Genomic DNA, 19711 nt, shown 5'->3' on the forward strand with positions numbered 1-19711 from the left:
CTATGTCCAGCGGAAACGAGCCTTCCCGATCAGGTTACGCTGTCTCCCCGCGCTCTGCCAGTGGATTCGAGCCCGGGCAATGAGGAGGTATGAGTTGATCGCGATCCTAATTTAGTATACTTTTTTGTATTATTTAGAAACACTTCGGAGTTGCATGCGAACGCTTTCTCTTCAGGTCCTTCTTCTTTGCTCCTTCGTTCAGACGCTTCCCTCCGCGTTTTGTGCGCCTGCTCCTCATAAAGTTCAGTTGAAGGCGGTGCCTCTGCCCCTGAACAGCGTGCGGTTGACAGGCGGCCCACTGAAGAAGGCGCAGGATCTCGACGCACAGTATCTGCTGGAGCTTCAGCCGGAACGGATGCTGGCCTTTCTGCGTCAGCGCGCCGGTCTCGAGGCCAAGGCACAAGGATACGGCGGTTGGGACGGTCCGGGGCGGCAGCTTACCGGGCACATTGCGGGACATTATCTCTCTGCGATCAGCATGATGTATGCGACCACGGGCGATGTGCGTTTCAAGGAACGAGCCGACGAGTTTGTCGCCGAGTTGCAGACGATTCAAAACGCACAGGGCGATGGCTACATCGGTGCGCTGCTGGACGCCAAAGGTGTGGACGGCAAGGTGAAGTTCCAGGATCTGAGCAAGGGCGAGATCAAGTCTGGGGGCTTTGACCTCGACGGGCTCTGGTCTCCCTGGTACGTCGAGCACAAGCTCTTCGCCGGACTGCGCGATGCGTACCATCTCACCGGTGACCGCACGGCGCTTGAGGTCGAGATCGAGTTCGCTGGCTGGGTGGAGGGCATTCTCAAGAATCTCAATGAGGATCAGATTCAGCGCATGCTGGCGACCGAGTTCGGCGGCATGAACGAGGTGCTGGCGGATCTCTACGCAGACACTAACGACACGCGCTGGATGAAGCTATCAGACAAGTTTGAGCACCACGCCATCGTCGATCCGCTCTCGCAAGGACAGGACATCCTTGCTGGGAAGCACGCTAATACGAACATTCCGAAGATGATCGGCGAGCTTGCGCGCTACGAATACACGGGCGATGAGAAGGACGGCAAGGCGGCTAACTTCTTTTTCGATGAGGTGTCCCTGCATCACAGCTTCGCCACCGGCGGAGACGGCAAGAACGAGTACTTTGGCCAGCCCGACAAGATGAACGACATGATAGACGGCCGCACTGCCGAAAGCTGCGCCGCGTACAACATGATCAAGATGGCGCGGACGCTGTTCTCGCTCGATCCGCAGGCCCGTTACGCGGACTTCGTCGAGCGTGCCGATCTGAATGCCATCCTTGGCGGGCAAGACCCCGACGATGGGCGCGTCAGTTATATGGTTCCGGTCGGCCGCGGCGTGCAGCATGAGTATCAGAACAAGTTTGAAAGCTTCACCTGCTGCGTCGGATCGCAGATGGAGACGCACGCCTTTCATGCCTATGGAATCTATAACGAGTCCGGCAACAAGCTGTGGGTCAGCCAGTACGATCCCACCACCGTCGATTGGGCTTCGCAAGGAGTGAAGCTCGAGATGGTTACGGACCTGCCGATGGGCGATACCGCGACCCTGAAGATGACCTCCGGTCAGTCAAAGGTTTTCACGCTTGCGCTGCGGCGTCCGTACTGGGCGACCTCCGGTTTTGCGGTGAAGGTGAATGGGGTGTTGCTCAAGAATGTCTCCGGACCTGACACCTACATCGAGATCAACCGCAGATGGAAGGTGGGCGATGCCGTTGAAGTCGTCCTGCCGAAGACGCTGCGGAAGGAGCCCCTGCCGGACAATCCAAACCGCATGGCGATCATGTGGGGGCCGCTGGTGCTGGCAGGTGACCTGGGTCCGGAGGTAAGCCGCAGACGGAACGGCGGCGAGGGCAGTGCAAGCGCTGTCCCAGAAGCTGCCCCGGCGCTCATCACCGCGGAGCATAACGTCAATGGCTGGCTGAAGCCGGTTGCCGGCAAGCCCGGGATCTTCCGAACTGCCAATTTAGAGCAGAAACAGGAGGTCGAGTTCGAGCCGTTCTACGAGATGCCGCGCCGCCGTTATGCCATCTACTGGGACGTCTTTACTCCTAACGACTGGGCGAAAAAATCCGCCGACTATGAAGCTGAAGCGGTTAGCGATAAGAAGCTTACGGCGGCCACCATCGGCTTCGCCCAGCCTGGTCAGATGCAGACAGAGCGCGACTTCGGAGAGAAAGATGAAGACAGCACGCCGGTGCAGCTCCAGGGCCGCTATGGGCGGCAGGGAACAGCCTGGTTCTCGTATGACCTGCCGGTCGACTCCGCTTCTCCCGTGATCCTGGTTGTGACTTACAGCAACGATGCGAAAGGGCGTAAAGGCAGCTTCGACATTCTGGTCGATGGCACAAAGGTTGGGGAGCAGGCGATTGAAAGACGAACTCCAGAGCTGGATATTCGCTTCTTTGACGTCAAGTACTCACTTCCTCTTGACCTCGTAAAAGGCAAACAGAAGGTTACGGTACGCTTTCAGGCAAAAGACGGCGACACTATTCCAGGAGTTTTTGGAATTCGCACCGTGCGTACTGATGCTGCGCGATAAGAACCTAATGTGCCAGCAATGTAATGTTCGCTCAACGTTGCAAGGGTGATGCTGTCCCGGGCCTCAATGGGCGCGGGTCGATGCTCGTATGAAGACGGCTGCACCTCGTCTGCGAGGGAGGGCAATAAAACGCTCGTCAGTGTTGTGTACATAATCGTATACACTTAGTGTTGTGCTTATCAGAGTCGTGGTTGAATGGGTTAGCGCTGCCTCTGAAGACAGCAGTTTCGACTTTGTATAGAACTAGATAGATTAAGGAGTACAGGTTGGATTTGTCAGGCGTGTCACTTATCGGCGATCAGGCTGGAAGCACAGGGCAGGATGTTTTCCGGGGGATCAACCCGCAGACTGGCGCATCGCTCGAGCCTGCGTTTTATCCTGCAACGGCTACGGAGTTGGAACAGGCTACGGCCTTGGCGCAGGAAGCTTCGCCGGTCTTTGCCGCGCTTGATGGAGTTACTCGGGCTAAGCTGCTGCGGAGGATCGCTGACGGTCTGACAGAAGAGGGAGCCGCGATCGTGGAACGCGCTCACCTGGAGTCAGGCCTGCCGCTCCCCAGGCTCCAGGGCGAACTGGGACGAACCACAGGCCAGCTCAAACTCTTTGCGGATGTGCTGGAAGAGGGTTCGTGGGTCGATGCCCGCATCGATGAGGCTCTCCCGGAACGCAAGCCCTTGCCCCGCTCAGATATCCGTTCGATGCTGCGACCGCTCGGCCCCGTCGCGGTGTTTGGTGCGAGCAATTTTCCCCTGGCATTCTCCGTAGCGGGTGGCGATACAGCCTCCGCTCTGGCGGCAGGGAATCCAGTCATTGTGAAGGCCCACCCCGCGCATCCGGGAACCAGTGAGATCGTCGGGCAGGTTATACAGAAGGCGATTCAGGAGAGTGGCTTGCCGGCGGGGATCTTCTCCCTGCTCTTCGATTCAGGCATTGAGGTCGGTGTAGCGCTGGTGAAACATCCACAGATCAAGGCGGTGGCGTTTACCGGTTCGGCCCTCGGAGGTCAGGCGTTAATGCGTCTTGCGGCAGCGCGGCCTGAACCGATTCCGTGCTATGCGGAGATGGGCAGCACCAATCCACTCTTTATCCTGCCCGGCGCTCTGCGGGAGCGCGGCGCTTCGCTTGCACAAGGCTTGCAGGGATCGTTCACGCTTGGCTCAGGACAGTTCTGCACCAAGCCGGGCGTGGTCTTCGTACCGGACTCCGGCAGCGAGTCGTTTGTCGAGTCGTTATCCGGTGGCGTCGCCTCGCTCGGCGGTCACCAGATGCTGACGAATGGCATCGCGGCAAAGTACGGCAATGCCATTGAACAGCGCGTCTCCGAAGGTAAGGCGCAGTTGCTGGCATGCGCACAGAGCTTGCCAGACAACGGCGGCGCAGTTGGAGCGCCGGCCATCTTCAGCGTATCGCTTGAACAGTTTATGCAGCATCCGGAGCTGAGTGAAGAGGTCTTTGGGCCAACGACGCTTCTAGTTCACTACGGCGCTGAGAAGGATCTGCTTGCCGCCGCCACCAGCCTGCACGGCCATCTCACCGCGACGATCCACGGTACTGATGAAGATCTCGCGCAGGCACAGGAGTTGGTGGCCGTTCTTGAGACCAAGGTCGGCCGCATCCTCTTCAACGGTTATCCGACCGGGGTCGAGGTCTGCCACGCAATGGTGCATGGCGGTCCATTTCCGGCTACATCGGATGGCCGCTCCACCTCAGTCGGCACCCAGGCGATGCTGCGGTTTACGCGGCCGGTCTGCTACCAGGACTTCCCGAATGAGGCACTACCCGGGGAGCTTCGACGTGAAAATGTTTCCGGAATTATGCGCTTGGTGAATGGGAATCTGACTCGGGTTGCACAATCCTAAGTCCCTTTGTTTCCTATGGACTATAACCTTCGTCCAATGCCAGTATGCCCGGAGCCGGAGCTGCATTGTTTGAAGTTTCCAAGGTCTGGGCGAAGCGAATCTTTGAATCATAATAGTATCCAATTCTGTCGACAATACGGGTTATGATCAATCCATGAGCATGAACACTGCGGTACTGGTCGTCGATTCTCATACAGAAGGCGAACCCACTCGCGTCGTCGTGAGCGGCGGTCCTGACCTCGGGCAAGGCAGCTTGATGGAGCGCGTAGAGCGCTTTCGACGCGACTTCGACGGTTTTCGCTCAGGTGTCGTCTGTGAGCCGCGAGGATCTGAGGTCGTGGTCGGCGCACTGCTCGTCGAACCGCTTTCAGAAGACGCTTCGGCAGCGGTTCTCTTCTTCAACGACGTTGGATATCTTGGCATGTGCGGCCATGGAACGATCGGCGTCATCAAGACGCTGGCTTACCTGGGCAGAATCAAGCCGGGACAGCACAAGATTGAGACCTCTGTGGGAGATGTCTCGGCCTGTCTTCATGAGGATGGCAGTGTCACCGTCTCCAACGTGCCCAGCTATCGCCTGCAGGCCTCCGTTCCCGTGGACGTACCGGGACTGGGACGTTTTGTGGGGGATATCGCGTGGGGAGGGAATTGGTTCTTCCTCATCGGGGAACATCCGTTCGAGATCCTGCCCAGCAATAGAGCTGAGTTGGTTGCAGCTTCAACCGCGATTCGCAACGCTCTGCACGCCAGCGGCATCAAGGGCGTGCCGGGTGAACACTCCGACTATATCGACCACATCGAGTTCTTCTCGGAGCCGGTCGATCCCGCCAACTCCTCACGCAGCTTCGTGCTTTGCCCCGGAACCGCCTTTGACCGTTCCCCCTGCGGGACCGGCACCAGTGCGAAGATGGCCTGCCTATATGCGGATGGCAAGCTCGTACCGGGACAGACCTGGCGTCAGGAGAGCATTCTCGGAACTGTCTTTGAAGGGACAGTTGAGCCAGGAGAAGGCGAGATGGTGCTCCCCAGTATCCGTGGACGCGCATGGATTACAGGAGAGTCGAAGTTGATCTTTGCGGGTGACGATCCATTCTCCAAGGGGATTCAATTTTAAGATGGCGGCGTTTGATGTTGTAATTGTGGGGGCCGGGATCGTTGGAAGCGCGTGCGCTCGTGAGTGTGTGCGTGCCGGGTTTCGAGTGGCGATCGTCGAAGGCGGTGTCCCTGCCGGCGGAGCCACGGCGGCTGGGATGGGGCACGTCGTCGTCATGGACGATTCACCCGCGCAGCTTGCGTTGACGACATACTCCCGCGGGCTTTGGAACGCAGAGTTGCCGGAGCTTCCGCGCACCGTAGAGTATGAGGCGCGCGGCACCATCTGGGTCGCAGCCGATGACGAGGAGATGGTCGAGGTTCATGCCAAGCAGGCGACCTATGAAAGGGTCGGCGTGTGTGCTGAAGTGCTCGATTCCACTGACCTTGCCACGCAGGAGCCGAACCTTCGCAGCGGACTTGCGGGCGGACTGCTAGTGCCCGATGATGGCGTGATCTATCCCCCTGCTGCCGCGCAGTTTTACTTGTCGGAAGCACGCAGGCTCGGCGCGGAGTTTCATCTCTCTCGCGCCATCTCCGCCGCCAACGGCGTAGTTTTGTTGGCGGATGGAACCCGGCTTACTGCGCCGCACATCGTGCTGGCCGTGGGGACAGAATGCGATCTGCTGCCGGCCCTTCCGATCAAGAAGCGGAAAGGTCACCTCATCATCACGGATCGCTACCCGAATTTTCTGCACCATCAACTGGTCGAACTAGGCTATCTCAAGAGCGCGCACAAGGTTGTGACGGACTCGGTCGCCTTCAACATTCAACCGCGCCAGACGGGCCAGCTTCTGATCGGTTCCTCGCGTCAGTATGGTGATGAAGATCCAAGGGCGGATGCCGCCGTTCTACGCCAGATGCTTGAACGTTCCATGCTCTACATGCCCGCTCTCGCAAATATCTCGGCATTGCGAGTGTGGACGGGTTTTCGTGCTTCGACCGCGGATAAGCTGCCCTTGATCGGGCCGGCGGCCGGGCTCTCGGACGATAAATCGCTTTGGCTTGCCGCGGGCTTTGAAGGACTCGGCATCACGAACGCGCCCGGAGCAGCGAGGCTCCTGGTCGATGGTCTGCTGGGACATGCGTCGCAGATCGATGCCTCTCCGTATCTTCCCATCCGGCTTGCCGCGCAGGTGGAGGCGACCCATGCCTGATCTCTGCATCACGATCAACGGGATAGAGGTCCGCGTGGTCAAGGGCACGACTGTGGCTGCGGCGATGCTGCAAGTTGGTGTGGCCTGCCGCATCTCGGTCAGTGGGGAAGCCCGAACAGCGCTTTGCGGAATGGGCATCTGTTTTGAGTGCAGAGCCACTGTCGACGGCGTGCCCCATCGCACGACATGCCAGCTCCAGTGCGTGGAAGGTATGACCGCGGAGACGATGCGATGATCTGGACTGACGTATTGGTGATTGGTGCAGGCCCGGCTGGAATCGCTGCAGCCACGGCGGCTGGGGAGAACGGGCGCGAGGTCATCGTGCTCGATGACAATGCAGCTCCGGGTGGCCAGATCTGGCGTGGTGGTGTCGAAGCCCCGGTTGCAAAACCCGGTGGCGGCGAGGACGCAGCCAAGGATAAAGCCATCGCAAGGCTGAAGCGCTCGGGCGCCGAACTCCTCAGCGGATATCGAGTCTTCGACGCACAGAGCTCCTCCACGGTGCAGGCGATTCATCAAAATCAGACCGATCGCTTCAGCTATAAGCATCTGGTCCTGGCTACCGGCGCACGCGAGCGCTTTCTTCCGTTCCCGGGATGGACGCTGCCTGGCGTCTTTGGAGCAGGCGGCCTGCAGGCCCTGGTCAAAGGCGGCTTTCCGGTCAAAGGAAAACGCGTCGTCGTGGCTGGAACAGGACCGCTGTTGCTTGCGGTCGCCGCGCACTTGAAGGCTTATGGGGCGAAGGTTGTTTGCGTTGCGGAGCAAGCCAGCGTCTCGCAGCTTGCGCCCTTTGCCGCGTCGCTCTGGTCGCATCCGGCCAAGGTCTGGCAAGGTGTTCATTACCGTGCAACGCTGGCCTCCACGCCGTATCGCAATGGATGCTGGCCCGTTGCCGCCACGAGCAATCAAGACGCCTCAGCCCTTAGCAGCGTGACCTTGTCGGACGGTAAGCGCACATGGGATGAGCCCTGCGACCTGCTGGCTTGCGGCTTCCATCTCGTGCCTAATACCGAGCTTGCCTCGCTGCTGGGATGTGAGCTTGAGGGAGCCTTCGTCAAGGTCGATGAACAGCAGCGGACGTCTCTTCCAGAGGTCTTCTGTGCGGGTGAGCCCACAGGGATTGCCGGCTTGGAAGCGGCTCTAATTCAGGGCGAGATCGCAGGCCTGACCTGTGCTGGCAAGCCAACCAGCCAGCTCAAAAAGCGTGCGGCTGCGGAGCGCGGCTTTGGTCAGCGGCTGGAGAAGGCCTTCGCCCTGCGGCCGGAGGTGCTGAAGCTTGCCACGCCACAGACGATCGTCTGCCGCTGTGAAGATGTACCGCTCGGCAAGATCAGCGGGCACATCGGTTGGACTGACGCCAAGCTGCAAACCCGTTGTGGCATGGGTCCGTGCCAGGGCCGCATCTGCGGCCCGGCGGTTGAAGCACTGCTCGGATGGCGGCCTGTCTCCATCAGACAGCCGCTCTATCCGGTGCCGCTTGAAGTTTTCTGCTCTGAGCAGGAAGAGCCTGAGCCTGTCTCAGCAAGTTGAGCGAGTTATTCACTATTTCAAGGAGAAACATATGATCTGGTCCGGCGTAATGCCCGCAATGACGACACCGTTCGACGAAGCAATGAAGGTCGACCACAGCTTTTTAGCGCAGCACGCCGCATGGCAGCTCGGCAACGGATGCAAGGGCCTCGTCATGCTCGGATCACTCGGCGAGGGTGCAACGCTTGAGCACACTGAGAAGATTGCCATCCTCAAGACGGCTGTCCGCGTCGCAAAGGATGCGCCGGTAGTCGCGGCCATCTCTCATCTCTCAACCGAAGGTGCTGTGAAGCTGGCGCAGGAAGCTGAAGCTGCGGGTTGCGCCGGGCTTATGGTCCTGCCGCCCTATGTCTACACCTCTGACTGGCGCGAGATGAAGCAGCATGTCGCCACGGTCATCGCTGCCACCAAGCTGCCATGCATGCTTTACAACAACCCCGTTGCCTACAAGACGGACTTCCTACCCATCGAGATGGCAGAACTCGCAAGCGAGCATGAGAACCTCACCGCCGTGAAGGAATCCAGCGCGGACGTTCGTCGCGTCTCGGCCATCCGTGAGGTTCTTGGCGATCGTCTCCGCATCTGCGTCGGCGTCGATGACGTCCTCGTGGAAGGCGTCTATGCTGGCGCGGTTGGCTGGGTTGCGGGTCTCGTCAACGCTTATCCGGCTGAGTCGGTTCAACTGTTCGAGCTCGCAACCGCCGGCAAGACCGTGGAGGCCTTTGAGCTCTATCGCTGGTTCCTGCCGCTGCTCCGCATGGATACGGTGCCGAAGTTCGTGCAGCTCATCAAGTGGGTGCAGGAGCAGGTTGGCGTTGGCTCTGAACGCGTGCGCGCGCCTCGTCTCGTGCTGAACGGCAAGGAGCTTGAAGTCGCCAGGGCGGAGTTTGAGAAGGCCCATGCAACTCGTCCGCAGGTCACTTCCAAGGCGTTCTCGGAGTTTGCCGGAGCCTAGCTTCCGTCATTAGAAAAGAAAGCCGCACAGATCTTCTGTGCGGCTTTTGTTTTGACGCGAGTTTCCGGTGATCAGCCACACTAAATTTTGTATACGAGTTTGTATTTTGTTGTAGAGTTTCAGCATGGCCCGCGCGTCCAAGTTCCTGCATCTCGCAGCCCTCTTGCTGCCCCTCGGTTCGCTGGTATCGGTTGCCGCTCAAACTGCGCATCCCGCAAACATCCCTATGGCCGAAACCTTCACAGAAGCGGACCGGCTTCGCGGCAGCTATGGCCCGTATCGATCGAACAATGATCTGCTTTACTACCATCTCGATGTGAGGGTCGATCCGGCGAAGAAGTCCATCAGCGGGAAGAACAGTGTGCGTTTCAAGATGCTGGAGGACGGTCAGCGCATTCAACTGGACCTGGTTTCAACCCTTCAGATCGACAAGGTTCTCTTCGACAAGCCCAAAGGCGCAACCACGCCACTGCACTTTGAGCGTGCAGCCGGCAGGACCGTCTATATCGACTTCCCCAGAACCTTGCCTAAAGGCGAAACTGACACCATCGAGGTCTTCTATTCAGGTCATCCGGTTGAGATGGGCCGCTTTGGTGGCATCGTCTTCCGCAAGGACCCGATGGGCAGGCCGCTCGTCAACACCGCCTGCGAGGAGGAGGGCGCCAGTGTCTGGTGGCCCAATAAGGACCAGTGGCGAGATGAGGTTGAGAGCATGGACCTCAGCGTGGAAGCACCCAGCGACCTAGTGGAGGTCTCAGGCGGCAAGTTCCAGGGCAAGACCGATCTCCATGATGGCTTCACACGTTGGGACTGGAAGATTCAATACCCCATCAATAACTATGATGTGTCGCTGAATATTGGAACCTATGTTCATTTCAGCGATACCTATAAGACGCTTCCGCTTGATTACTTCGTCTTCCCGGAAGATATTGAGAAGGCGAAGCATCAGTTTGTCCAGGCCAAGCACATGCTCAAGGCATACGAGCATTACTTTGGTGAATATCCCTTCCTCAAAGACGGCTACAAGCTGGTTGAGGCTCTTTACTCCGGAGTGGAGAATCAGACCGCCATCACCTATGGCAACCACTTTGAAAATGGCTATCTGGGCCGGCCCAGGACCGGCATCGGAACCAGGTTCGACTTCATCATCATCCATGAGAGTGCGCACGAGTACTTTGGCAACAGCATCACCGCCAAGGATCGTTCCGATATGTGGATTCATGAAGGCTGGGCGAACTACTGCGAAGGCCTCTTCGTGGAGTTCATGTGGGGCAAGTCGGACGGCATCACCTACGTCAACACCGGTAAGGAGAACGTCAAGAATCAGTTCCCTGTGATCTCGCAGGAGGGTGTCTTCAGCACACCGCCCGGCGATCAGTACAAGAAGGGTGGCCTGTTCCTCAACACGCTTCGCAGCGTAGTGGGAGATGACGTCTGGTTCCCGCTGCTGCATGACTACTACCAACACTTCAAGTATCAGACCATCATGACCACGGACATGGTCGCCTTCTTCAACCAGCAGACGAAGATGGACCTGACCCCCATCTTCAATCAGTATCTGCGCCACGCCGCCATCCCTGTGCTGCAACTTCGCTTCGACGACGCGGCCCACACCGTCTCATATCGCTGGCAGGCCGACGAAGCAGCCTTTGCGATGCCGATTCGCGTAGGCAGCAAAGAGAACTGGCAACTGATCTATCCGACTACCAGCGAATGGAAGACACTTTCTACGCCGCTGACTAAGGATCAGTTCGAGGTAGCGACCGATATGTATTACGTTGGGATCAGCAAAGAGTAAGGGAGCGTTTGCCATGATGGACTATATACTTTGGCTCGTATTGGCGGCCCCATTCTGGCTCTCACATTATGCGCCAAAGGTCTTTCGCGTCCGTGTCGATACAACCGTCGGCAGCTTCGTGATCGAGACGCATCGCGCCTGGTCGCCTCATGGCGCAGACCGCTTCTATGAGCTTGTCCGAGCCCGCTACTACGATGACAATCGCTTCTTCCGCGTCGTCCCCGCCCATTGGGTACAGTTTGGCGTCAACGGCAATCCGCAGGTCGCGCAGCAGTGGCGTCACCGCACCATTGCTGACGATCCGCTGCTTTGTCACAACACGCCGGGCTTCATCGGCTTCTCAAATACCGCACCCAACACCCGCTCCACGCAGGTCTACATCAACACGGGAGACAACTCCGCACGCAATGATGTAGAGGCCGGCTTCGCTCCGTTTGGCCGCGTCGTCGAAGGCATGGACATTGTCGAAAAGATCTACAGCGGCTACGGCGAACACTCCGGCGGCGGCATGAGAGCCGGCCACCAGGATCAGATGTTTGCGGGCGGCAATGCATACTTCGATCGCGAGTTTCCCAGGCTCGACAAGCTTCTGAGCGTATCGCTGATCTCGTTCGATCAGCCCAGCCTCCCGGACAACATCTGTCATGCCGGCAACGAGCATCCCAAGCCAAAGGAAGACTGAAGACCCATGGAAGACTCAACCCAGAGCGCTACCGATACGACCCGCCGCCGCTTTCTCAAACAGATTGCCGCCGCACCCGCGCTGGCTCTCGCCTCAGGCGGCAGCGCTCTAAGCCAGGCCGCGACGAAGCCGGCAGCCAGTCCCGCCACAAAGACCAACAAGTTCGTCGCCATCCAGATTGGCGGCCGTTCGTTCGTCGATGAAGGCGTCGATCAGTGCCTTGACACGCTCCAGCAGGTGGGTGGAGTCAACGTCGTGATGGCGACGGTCTTCACCTACGGCTCCGGTCTTGCAGGCCGCCAGGTTCATGGCGAACCGCTCCCGGACCACGGCATCAAGGAGTACGACCGCGTCCAGGGCGGCAGCTTCACCAGGGTTCATCCAGAGTTTTATGCCGCCTCACCCATCAAGGACATCCGCGCCCCTGAACTGGGTGACTTCGACATCCTCGCCGACGTGATCCCCAAAACGAAGGCCAAGGGGATGCAGACCTATGCGCTCTTTGAAGAGAACTACAACCCTCGCCTCATCCCAAACTTTGCCGCCATTGCAGAGGTCGATCTCTACGGCCGCGTAGGCGGCACCACCTGCTTCAACAACCCCAATGCCCGCGCCTTCCTGTCGTCTATGGTCTCTGACTGGGTCACCAACAACGATATCGACGGGCTCATGTGGGAGTCTGAGCGGCAAGGTCCGCTCAACAACACCATCGGTGCCAGCTTCAACAAGATCTTCCCTCGCCGCTCTTCAACCGCAAACTGCTTCTGCGAGCATTGCATCCGCAAAGCCAAAGAAGTCGGCATCGACGGCAACCGCGCCAGACAGGGATACATCGCACTGGATCACTGGGTCATCCGCACACAAGCCGGCCCCGCAACCTCAGACGGCAGCTTCGTCGGTCTCTGGCGTCTCTTCCTGGAGTTCCCGGAGATCTTTGCATGGGAGCGCTTCTGGTACACCAGCCAGGAGGAGATGTACGCCCTCATCTACGGCACCGCCAAGGCCATCAAGCCGCGCCTGCAGGTCGGCTGGCACATCATGCACGTCGTGACCATGAGCCCTTTCTACTCTGCTGACACCAACTACGCGCGCCTGGTGCCGTTCTCCGATTACCTCAAGCCATGCCCATATAACAACTGTGCCGGACCCCGGCTCGCGCAGTACATCCGCAACGTTCAATCGACGATCTTCCGCGACCTCACCCCGGAGCGCGTACTTGACATGCACTACGCCTTCTTCGGCTATACCGGTGAGCCCACGCTCGACAAACTCCCCACCTCCGGTCTCTCGGGCGATACGGTCGGCATCGAAACCAAACGCGCCATCGCCGATGTGCAGGGAGCCATCCCCATCTACCCCGGCATCGATATCGACGTACCCACCGAGCTCAATGAAAAGCGCACCCAACCCTCTGACGTCCGGGCCGCTACGCTCTCTGCGTTGAAGGCCGGCGCCCCCGGTGTCGTGCTGTCTCGCAAGTACGCAGAGATGAAGCTGACGAACATCGCGGGAGCAAAGCAAGCCCTGCATGACTTTGGAGCGATCGGCTAACCAACCAGGAGGGAACTGATGACCACCCGACTCACAACGCTGCTCACTCTCCTCTTCCTGGCATTGGCCTTCGATGCCGCGGCACAACCAGTCCGCAACTCCTTTCCGCCGGAAGAGTTCGCAGCTCGTCGCGCCCACGTCTTTGAGAAGATCGGAGACGGCATCGCCATCCTTGAAGGCACAACCGAGCGCCCCGGCGAGCAGCCCTTCCGCCAGGGAAACCAGTTCTACTACCTCACCGGCGTCAGCGAAGCTCGCGCCATCGCCCTCCTAGACGGCCGCACCAAAGAGACGACCATCTTCCTGCTTCCCCTCAAGGCATTGGACGTGGATTCGAAGTATGGTCCCGGAGCGCTCTATCCCGGGGATGATAGCGCACGCACGTCAGGCGTTACCCGGGTCCTTCCCCGCGAGGAGCTGACGGCGATGCTCGCGCCCATCGCGCGTGAGGGCCGCACCATCTACACACCCTTCCGGCCGGAGGTCCTGGGCAGCGCCTCATCGTACGACACGCTCCTCCTCACCAGGCTGAATCATGACGATCCCTGGGACGGCCGCTTCGGAAGGGAAGAGGCCTTCCGTCTCAAGCTCATGACCGCCTCCCCAAAGTCTGAGATTCGCGACCTCGATCCCATCGTCGACGAGCTCCGCGCCATCAAGAGTGAGCGCGAGATCGCCGTGCTGCGTGAGGCCACGCGCATTGCTGACCGTGGAATCCTGCGCGCCATGCACGCAGCCAAACCCGGCCTGTACGAGTATCAGCTCCAGGCAGAGTCGGAGTATGAGTTCAAGCGAGACGGTGCCTATGGACCGGCATACTTTGCGCTGGTCGCGACCGGCAAAAACACCTGGTACACCCACTATCACTACGACACCGCACAGCTCGCACCAGGTGATCTCATCCAGTACGACTACGCGCCGGACTATCGCAACTACACGTCAGATGTGACGCGGATATTTCCCGCCAGCGGCAAATTCACCGCCCACCAGCGCGAGTACTATGTCATCTATCTGCGCCTGTACCAGGCCATCATGGGCTCAATCCAGGTTCATGAATCGCCCGTCACGGTAACCCAGCGGGCAGTCGCAAAGATGGACGCAATCGTTGCGGCCTATACCTTTACAGACCCTGCGATCAAGAAGGCTGTCCTGGAGTTTGTGGATACCTTCCGCGGCAAGAAGGGCGGCTTCCTGGGCCATGCGGTCGGCATGGAGGTCCATGACGTATATGGCTCTTACAGAACGCTGGAGCCCGGCATGGTCTTCACCATTGAGCCCATGCTGCGTCTGCCGGAGGAGCACGTCGCCGTTCGTCTGGAAGACATGCTCCTCATCACACCCAGCGGCTATGAAAACCTCTCCCGCTCGGTGCCTATCGAGGTCACCGACATAGAAAAGTTCATGGCCGCTCCCTTACCCAAAGACCTGCAGTAGCGCTTACCAGCTTCCGCGCTCGCCAAAGATCTCAATGACGTGGCCCAGCCGCTCAGAGCCTTTGAGCCAGTTCTGTTGCAGCCCCGCCTCAACGCGATCGGCGTCGCCCGCCAGGATGCTCTGGATGATGGCGTCATGCTCGCCCACCGAGAGGTGCAAATCCTTGATGATGGAGCTGGCATACAGCCGCCAGTAGCGCTCCGTCTGCGGCTCGATGGCAGTATGCAGTGTCGTCAGCCGCGCGCCCGCGCCATGCTTGATAACCAGCCGGTGGAAGTCGCGGTCGAGCTCGAAGATGTCGCCCGGATGCCCGTCGCGCCCCTTGGCAATCAACTCCAACCGCTCGTTCAGCTTCTTCAACTGCGAGCAGATCGCCTTGCGCTCCGCCAGCGGAAGCACCGCGACGCCGCGGCCTGCGATGCCTTCGATCCGCCCGATGATCATGTACAGTTCGTTGGCATCTTCCTTCGTCAACGGCGCGACGATCATGCGCGACTTTTTGACGTTCCGATGCTCCAGAATGTAGCCCTCGCGCTGGAGCCAGTGAATCGCTCCGCGGACCGGGGTTCTGCTCATGTTCAGCCGCTCCGCCAGCTCGGCTTCAAGGATCCAGGTGCCGGGCGAAAGCCTGCCATGCACAATCAGTTCACGAATCTCACGGAAGGCCGTCAGGAGGCTCGTCCCATGTTCTGCTTTGGCCCGGACGGTAGGCGGCGTCCCGGTTTTAGTCGTCTTCATAAGTTAAATTCCACTCAATCCAGGGAACTCTTCCCTGTCGCAACTGTAAACGTATTTTTCCCGTTCCGCAGCCACAACTGTCCTTCGGACTCTGCCGAAGGACCTGCTGGGTATTCAGTTCGGAATCTCTCATGTAGTTCCAAGCAAGGCATAACTCAGCGAAGTGGCTCACCCGGGTTGGTTTCGCGATGAACTTTTATCCTAAAAAGTACAAATCTGTATACGGTATGCCGATTGAGTGTACGAGTGTTCACTGTCAGAATGTGGCGCTACTAACCGATAAATCTCAATTTTAGAGTAGGTAGTCTCCGTTCTCCCCCGATGTCGAAAACAGCTCCAAGCGTTACTTGAGTCTTTTTCCCGGCAACCGATCCTGTATAACGCGACAATAATCATTGACACTGAATACATAAAAGGATACAAAACTAATCAATAGAGCTCAAGAAAACTGATGACCTCTCAACACTGCAAGTGGGAAGTGGGTCCTTGTGGCCTGAGAGAACGTTTACTCGCGTTGAATTTCATGCGGCACTCCTGGAGGAAGTTATGAAACCTAGCATCGTGCGACTGGTCTGTCACACAAGTCTTTCTGCAGCCGCTCTCGCCGTTGTCCCCGCCGCCTTACTGGCTCAGTCGGGCAACCAGGGCACAGTCATCATAACGGTTCAGGATCCCCAGGGCGCCGTCATCCCCGGCACCAGCCTCGAGCTCGTGGAGCGCAGCTCCAACAGTGTTCGCAAGGCCGTTAGCGATGGAAAGGGCTTGTATACCTTCATCAACCTCAACATCGGTTCCTATAGGCTTTCCCTCTCGCATGATGGCTACCAGACCAAGGTTTACGATGACGTCCTGGTTCAGTCTTCGACCGTCACCCCGCTTACTGTCAGCCTGCCCGTGGGCGCAGTCAGTGAAACTGTGAATGTGACCAGCGAGGCTACCGCCGTCCTGCAAACAAGCTCGACGGAGATCGGTACCGTCATCAACACCACCGACATCGAGAATCTGCCCATCTCCGGTCGCAGCATCAGCGGTCTGACGCAGCTCGCCGCAGGCTTCAACGGGACCTACAACGGTCTTCCGGAAGGCACGCAGGGCACCAACATCGACGGCGCTATCGCCAACAATGGCCGTACCAAGTATCAAGGCACTATCTCCACCATGATTTCGCCCCGCATCGAATCGTTCGAGCAGGTCAGCGTCGTCACCGATGGCCTGAGCCTGGGCAACGGCTTCGGCACCGCTACCACGCAACTCAACTACGTCACCCGCCGAGGCAGCAACCAGTTCCATGGCCGCGCCTACTACGACTTCCGCAACAGCGGCCTCAACGCAAACTCCTGGGCGAATAATGCGACGGTTAACTCCGCCGGCGTCTGGGCACCGGTTCGCAGGCCTAAACTCATCGAGCATGACTTCGGCGGTAGCGTCGGCGGTCCCATCTTCCGTGACAAGCTATTCTTCTTCGCTACCTTTGCTGAGTTCAGACAGCCTGGCAACCTCACAGCCAGCAACAATATCTTTGCTAACTCCGCTGTGCAGGGCAACTTCACCTACACAGGAACCGACAAGGCAAACCATACCGTCAACGTCTTCCAGCTTGCACAAGCCAACAATCCTGCAAACCCGGGTACGATCAACCCTGGTGTTAGCACTCTTATTCAGAATGCGATCGCTTCAACGAATGGGCAGGGCCTTGCCTACGGTACGGACCCGACCATTATCCAGACCTCCTTCAACGTTCCCGGAGCTCAACTCCAGTATTACCCCGTGGCTCGTCTTGATTACAACGCCACCGATAAGCTTCGGATGTACGCCTCATTCATCATGTCGCAGAGCAATCCAGTGGGCAGCTATCCTGCGCCATTTCTGGGTGCTGCATACGCCAGTCAGAACGGAAATAACTTCAGCCGCAGCTTCAACGTGAACTCCGGACTCGACTACATCGTGAATCCTCACCTGATCAACCAGTTCAAGTTCGGTTTCCTGTATAACGTTCAGCAGTTCGCCGCCTCAGCCGCTCCCAACTGGCTCACAGTGCCACCCGTGGTCTTCAACATGACGGGCGACACCAACAACAGGATGTCGGGCATCAACTACTCGCTCCCCACCGGTTACGAGTATCCAGTATTCAGCCTATCGGACAGCCTTAGTCTTCAGAAGGGTGCTCACAACTACAACTTTGGCTTCCAAGGCTATCGCGAGCAAGATCACTACTACAATGCTCCCCAGGGTTTCCCGTACACCTACTTCGGCATCGCCTCCGGTGACCCCATCGTCAACGCCTTCGGGATCGGTACAGCGCTGCCCGCTGCAAGCAGTACTAACCAGTCTGAAGCGGAGCAGCTTTATGCTGTCCTGACCGGCCGCATCTCCAGTGTGTCCGGAAACAACGGCTACAGCCAATCTACTGGTGCCTATGGACCTCACTCCTTCAACCTGGATGAAGTTGCTTTGGCCACCGGAGTCTGGTTCCAGGACTCGTGGAAGGTCCTCCCGACATTGACCCTCAATTACGGTCTCCGGTGGGACTTCACGGTCGACCCGCATGACGTGAAAGCCGCTTACCACAACGCGCTGATCGACAGCATCTACGGCCCAACCGCACAGGGCAATCTCTTCCAGCCTGGCACGCTCGCTGGAAACCAAAATCCTGGTTTTTCTCTCAATCCTCGTCCCTTCCACGGCTTCGATAAGACACCTCAGCCCCAAGTCGCCCTCAACTGGAACCCCAAGCCGAACGACGGTGGATTCCTTGCCAAGCTTCTCGGCAACGGTGCCACTGCTATCCGAGCCAGCTTCGGGCTGCGTGACTTCACCGAACCTTATCAGTTTTACTGGGATGCCTCTTCCGCGCAGGGCCTGCTCTATAACCAAAGCTTTTCTTTGACGGCAAATACCAGCGGTGCAACCGGCACCTTCACCCCTGGTTCATTGGCGTACGGACAGGCGCTTCCGCCTTATGCGGTCAGTCCGACGAGTTTCCCGTCGACTGCCCCGTTGGCCAACTTCACCTTCATCGGCGGTGGCAAGAATGTGGAGGGAATCAAGGCCAATATTCGCGAGCCATATTCGGAGTCATGGAGCCTTGGGATTCAGCGCGCCATTAACCGGACGAGCGTCCTTGAAGTTCGCTACAACGGCAATCGTTCCGTGCATGACTGGACTGCGTTGAACTACAACGAGGTCAACATCGTTGAGAACGGATTCACCACCGAATTCCAGAACGCTCAGAAGAACCTGGCGGCTAACGGCGGTAAGTCCTTCGCGGATACCGGGTTGATCCATACCCCAATCCTGGACGCCGCCTTTGCCAACACCCCCACTAACTTCACCGCGACACAGTTCATCAACTACCTGAACAACGGACAAGCTGGAACATTTGCCACACAACTCGCGGGCAATGGTCAAAGCACGCCGGCCTACTTTTGCGCGCTTGTCGGCTCCAAGTTCGCACCATGCGCGACGAACGCTAAATTCACCGGTGCTGGTGCCGGCTACCCTATCAATTTCTTCCAAGCTAACCCCTACGCAGCCGGTTCCAGTACGGCCTATATGACGGACGCCGGTTACTCCAACTACAACGGCTTGCAGGTAGATTTCCGCCAAGCAAACTGGCATGGTCTGCAAGGCGACGTTAACTACACCTACAGCAAGACGCTGGGCTTCGGAACCAACAATAACGACTACTTAGCCACTGCGGACAACTTCTACACCTTGCGAAACCTGGGCAAGTCGTATGTCCCGCAGTCCTTCGATCTTCGCAACGTAGGCCATGCTTACGGAACCTACGATCTACCCTTCGGCAAGAACCGCGCGTTCCTCAATAACAGCACGCTGCTCAACGAGATCGCGGGCGGCTTCACGCTCGGCACTGTTGTCACCTATTCGTCGGGTGCGCCATTCTTGCTCACCGGTGGATACGACACCTTCAACCAAAATGACGGCGGCGTCACGCTCAAAGGCGTCACCGCGAACGATCTTCAGAGTGCCGTAGGGATTCACCATATCGCGGGGCACACTACGGCGCTCGCTCTGGATCCCAAGTACTTCACCGGCGGTGCAGCCGGTGGAACGGCTAACACTGCGCTGGTTGCACCGAACACCACTGCTGGAACCATCGGCAGTGTCGTCTGGCTGCATGGACCAAACCAGTTCACCCAGAACATGGCTTTGAGCAAGCTGATTCCCATCAAGGAGCGTTATGCACTTAGCCTACAGGGAGAGTTCATCAACGTTTGGAATCACCCAACCTGGGGTACGCCCTCTGGATCGCTTCAGTCGACGACATTTGGGACCTCGAGCATCGTAACTGGGGCACGCCAGGTTGAACTCCGCGGCAACATCACCTTCTAACCCTT

General features: G+C 58.3%; 13 protein-coding genes. 12 read left to right on the top strand and 1 reads right to left on the bottom strand.

Annotated elements, in window-relative coordinates; translation table 11 throughout:
- Positions 1-154 precede the first annotated feature (154 nt).
- From ACIX9_RS20135 to ACIX9_RS20185, 11 genes are all read left to right on the top strand, one after another.
- Positions 155-2557, top strand: a complete 2403-nt coding sequence (locus ACIX9_RS20135) for a glycoside hydrolase family 127 protein (protein ID WP_013572932.1) — start codon at positions 155-157, stop codon at positions 2555-2557.
- A gap of 266 nt (positions 2558-2823) precedes the next feature.
- Positions 2824-4416, top strand: coding sequence for an aldehyde dehydrogenase (NADP(+)) (locus tag ACIX9_RS20140; protein WP_013572933.1), 1593 nt, complete (start codon positions 2824-2826; stop codon positions 4414-4416).
- A 154-nt stretch (positions 4417-4570) separates the two neighbouring features.
- On the top strand, positions 4571-5530 hold the full coding sequence (locus tag ACIX9_RS20145) for a proline racemase family protein (RefSeq protein WP_013572934.1): 960 nt from the start codon (positions 4571-4573) through the stop codon (positions 5528-5530).
- Position 5531: 1 nt separating this feature from the next.
- The gene (locus tag ACIX9_RS20150; RefSeq protein WP_013572935.1) at positions 5532-6665 is read left to right on the top strand and encodes an NAD(P)/FAD-dependent oxidoreductase; all 1134 of its coding nucleotides are present in this window, start codon (positions 5532-5534) and stop codon (positions 6663-6665) included.
- On the top strand, positions 6658-6900 hold the full coding sequence (locus ACIX9_RS20155) for a 2Fe-2S iron-sulfur cluster-binding protein (RefSeq protein ID WP_013572936.1): 243 nt from the start codon (positions 6658-6660) through the stop codon (positions 6898-6900). The genes ACIX9_RS20150 and ACIX9_RS20155 overlap by 8 nt, the downstream gene beginning before the upstream one ends.
- Positions 6897-8195 carry an FAD/NAD(P)-dependent oxidoreductase gene (locus ACIX9_RS20160; RefSeq protein WP_013572937.1) on the top strand — a complete coding sequence of 433 codons (1299 nt, stop codon included), beginning with the start codon at positions 6897-6899 and terminating at the stop codon, positions 8193-8195. Before ACIX9_RS20155 ends, ACIX9_RS20160 begins: the two co-directional genes overlap by 4 nt.
- 31 nt (positions 8196-8226) lie before the next feature.
- A complete protein-coding gene (locus tag ACIX9_RS20165) occupies positions 8227-9150 on the top strand; it encodes a dihydrodipicolinate synthase family protein (protein ID WP_013572938.1) in 924 nt (307 codons plus the stop codon).
- A gap of 124 nt (positions 9151-9274) precedes the next feature.
- Positions 9275-10948 (top strand): M1 family metallopeptidase, encoded by a 1674-nt coding sequence (locus tag ACIX9_RS20170; protein WP_013572939.1) that lies wholly within the window; start codon positions 9275-9277, stop codon positions 10946-10948.
- A gap of 13 nt (positions 10949-10961) precedes the next feature.
- Entirely contained in the window at positions 10962-11630 is a 669-nt protein-coding gene (locus tag ACIX9_RS20175) for a peptidylprolyl isomerase (protein ID WP_013572940.1), read from the top strand.
- 6 nt (positions 11631-11636) lie between these two features.
- Positions 11637-13181: a hypothetical protein gene (locus ACIX9_RS20180; protein ID WP_013572941.1), complete on the top strand. Its 1545-nt coding sequence runs from the start codon at positions 11637-11639 to the stop codon at positions 13179-13181.
- Between the two features lie 18 nt (positions 13182-13199).
- The gene (locus ACIX9_RS20185) at positions 13200-14615 is read left to right on the top strand and encodes an aminopeptidase P N-terminal domain-containing protein (RefSeq protein ID WP_013572942.1); all 1416 of its coding nucleotides are present in this window, start codon (positions 13200-13202) and stop codon (positions 14613-14615) included.
- A gap of 3 nt (positions 14616-14618) precedes the next feature.
- Here ACIX9_RS20185 and ACIX9_RS20190 read toward each other — a convergent pair whose 3' ends face one another.
- Entirely contained in the window at positions 14619-15353 is a 735-nt protein-coding gene (locus ACIX9_RS20190) for a GntR family transcriptional regulator (RefSeq protein WP_013572943.1), read from the bottom strand.
- Positions 15354-15899: 546 nt separating this feature from the next.
- On the opposite strand from ACIX9_RS20190, the gene ACIX9_RS20195 reads away from it, so the two are divergent.
- On the top strand, positions 15900-19706 hold the full coding sequence (locus ACIX9_RS20195; RefSeq protein ID WP_013572944.1) for a TonB-dependent receptor: 3807 nt from the start codon (positions 15900-15902) through the stop codon (positions 19704-19706).
- The last annotated feature ends 5 nt before the right edge of the window (positions 19707-19711 follow it).

Source organism: Granulicella tundricola MP5ACTX9 (assembly GCF_000178975.2).
Classification (GTDB): Bacteria; Acidobacteriota; Terriglobia; order Terriglobales; family Acidobacteriaceae; genus Edaphobacter; species Edaphobacter tundricola.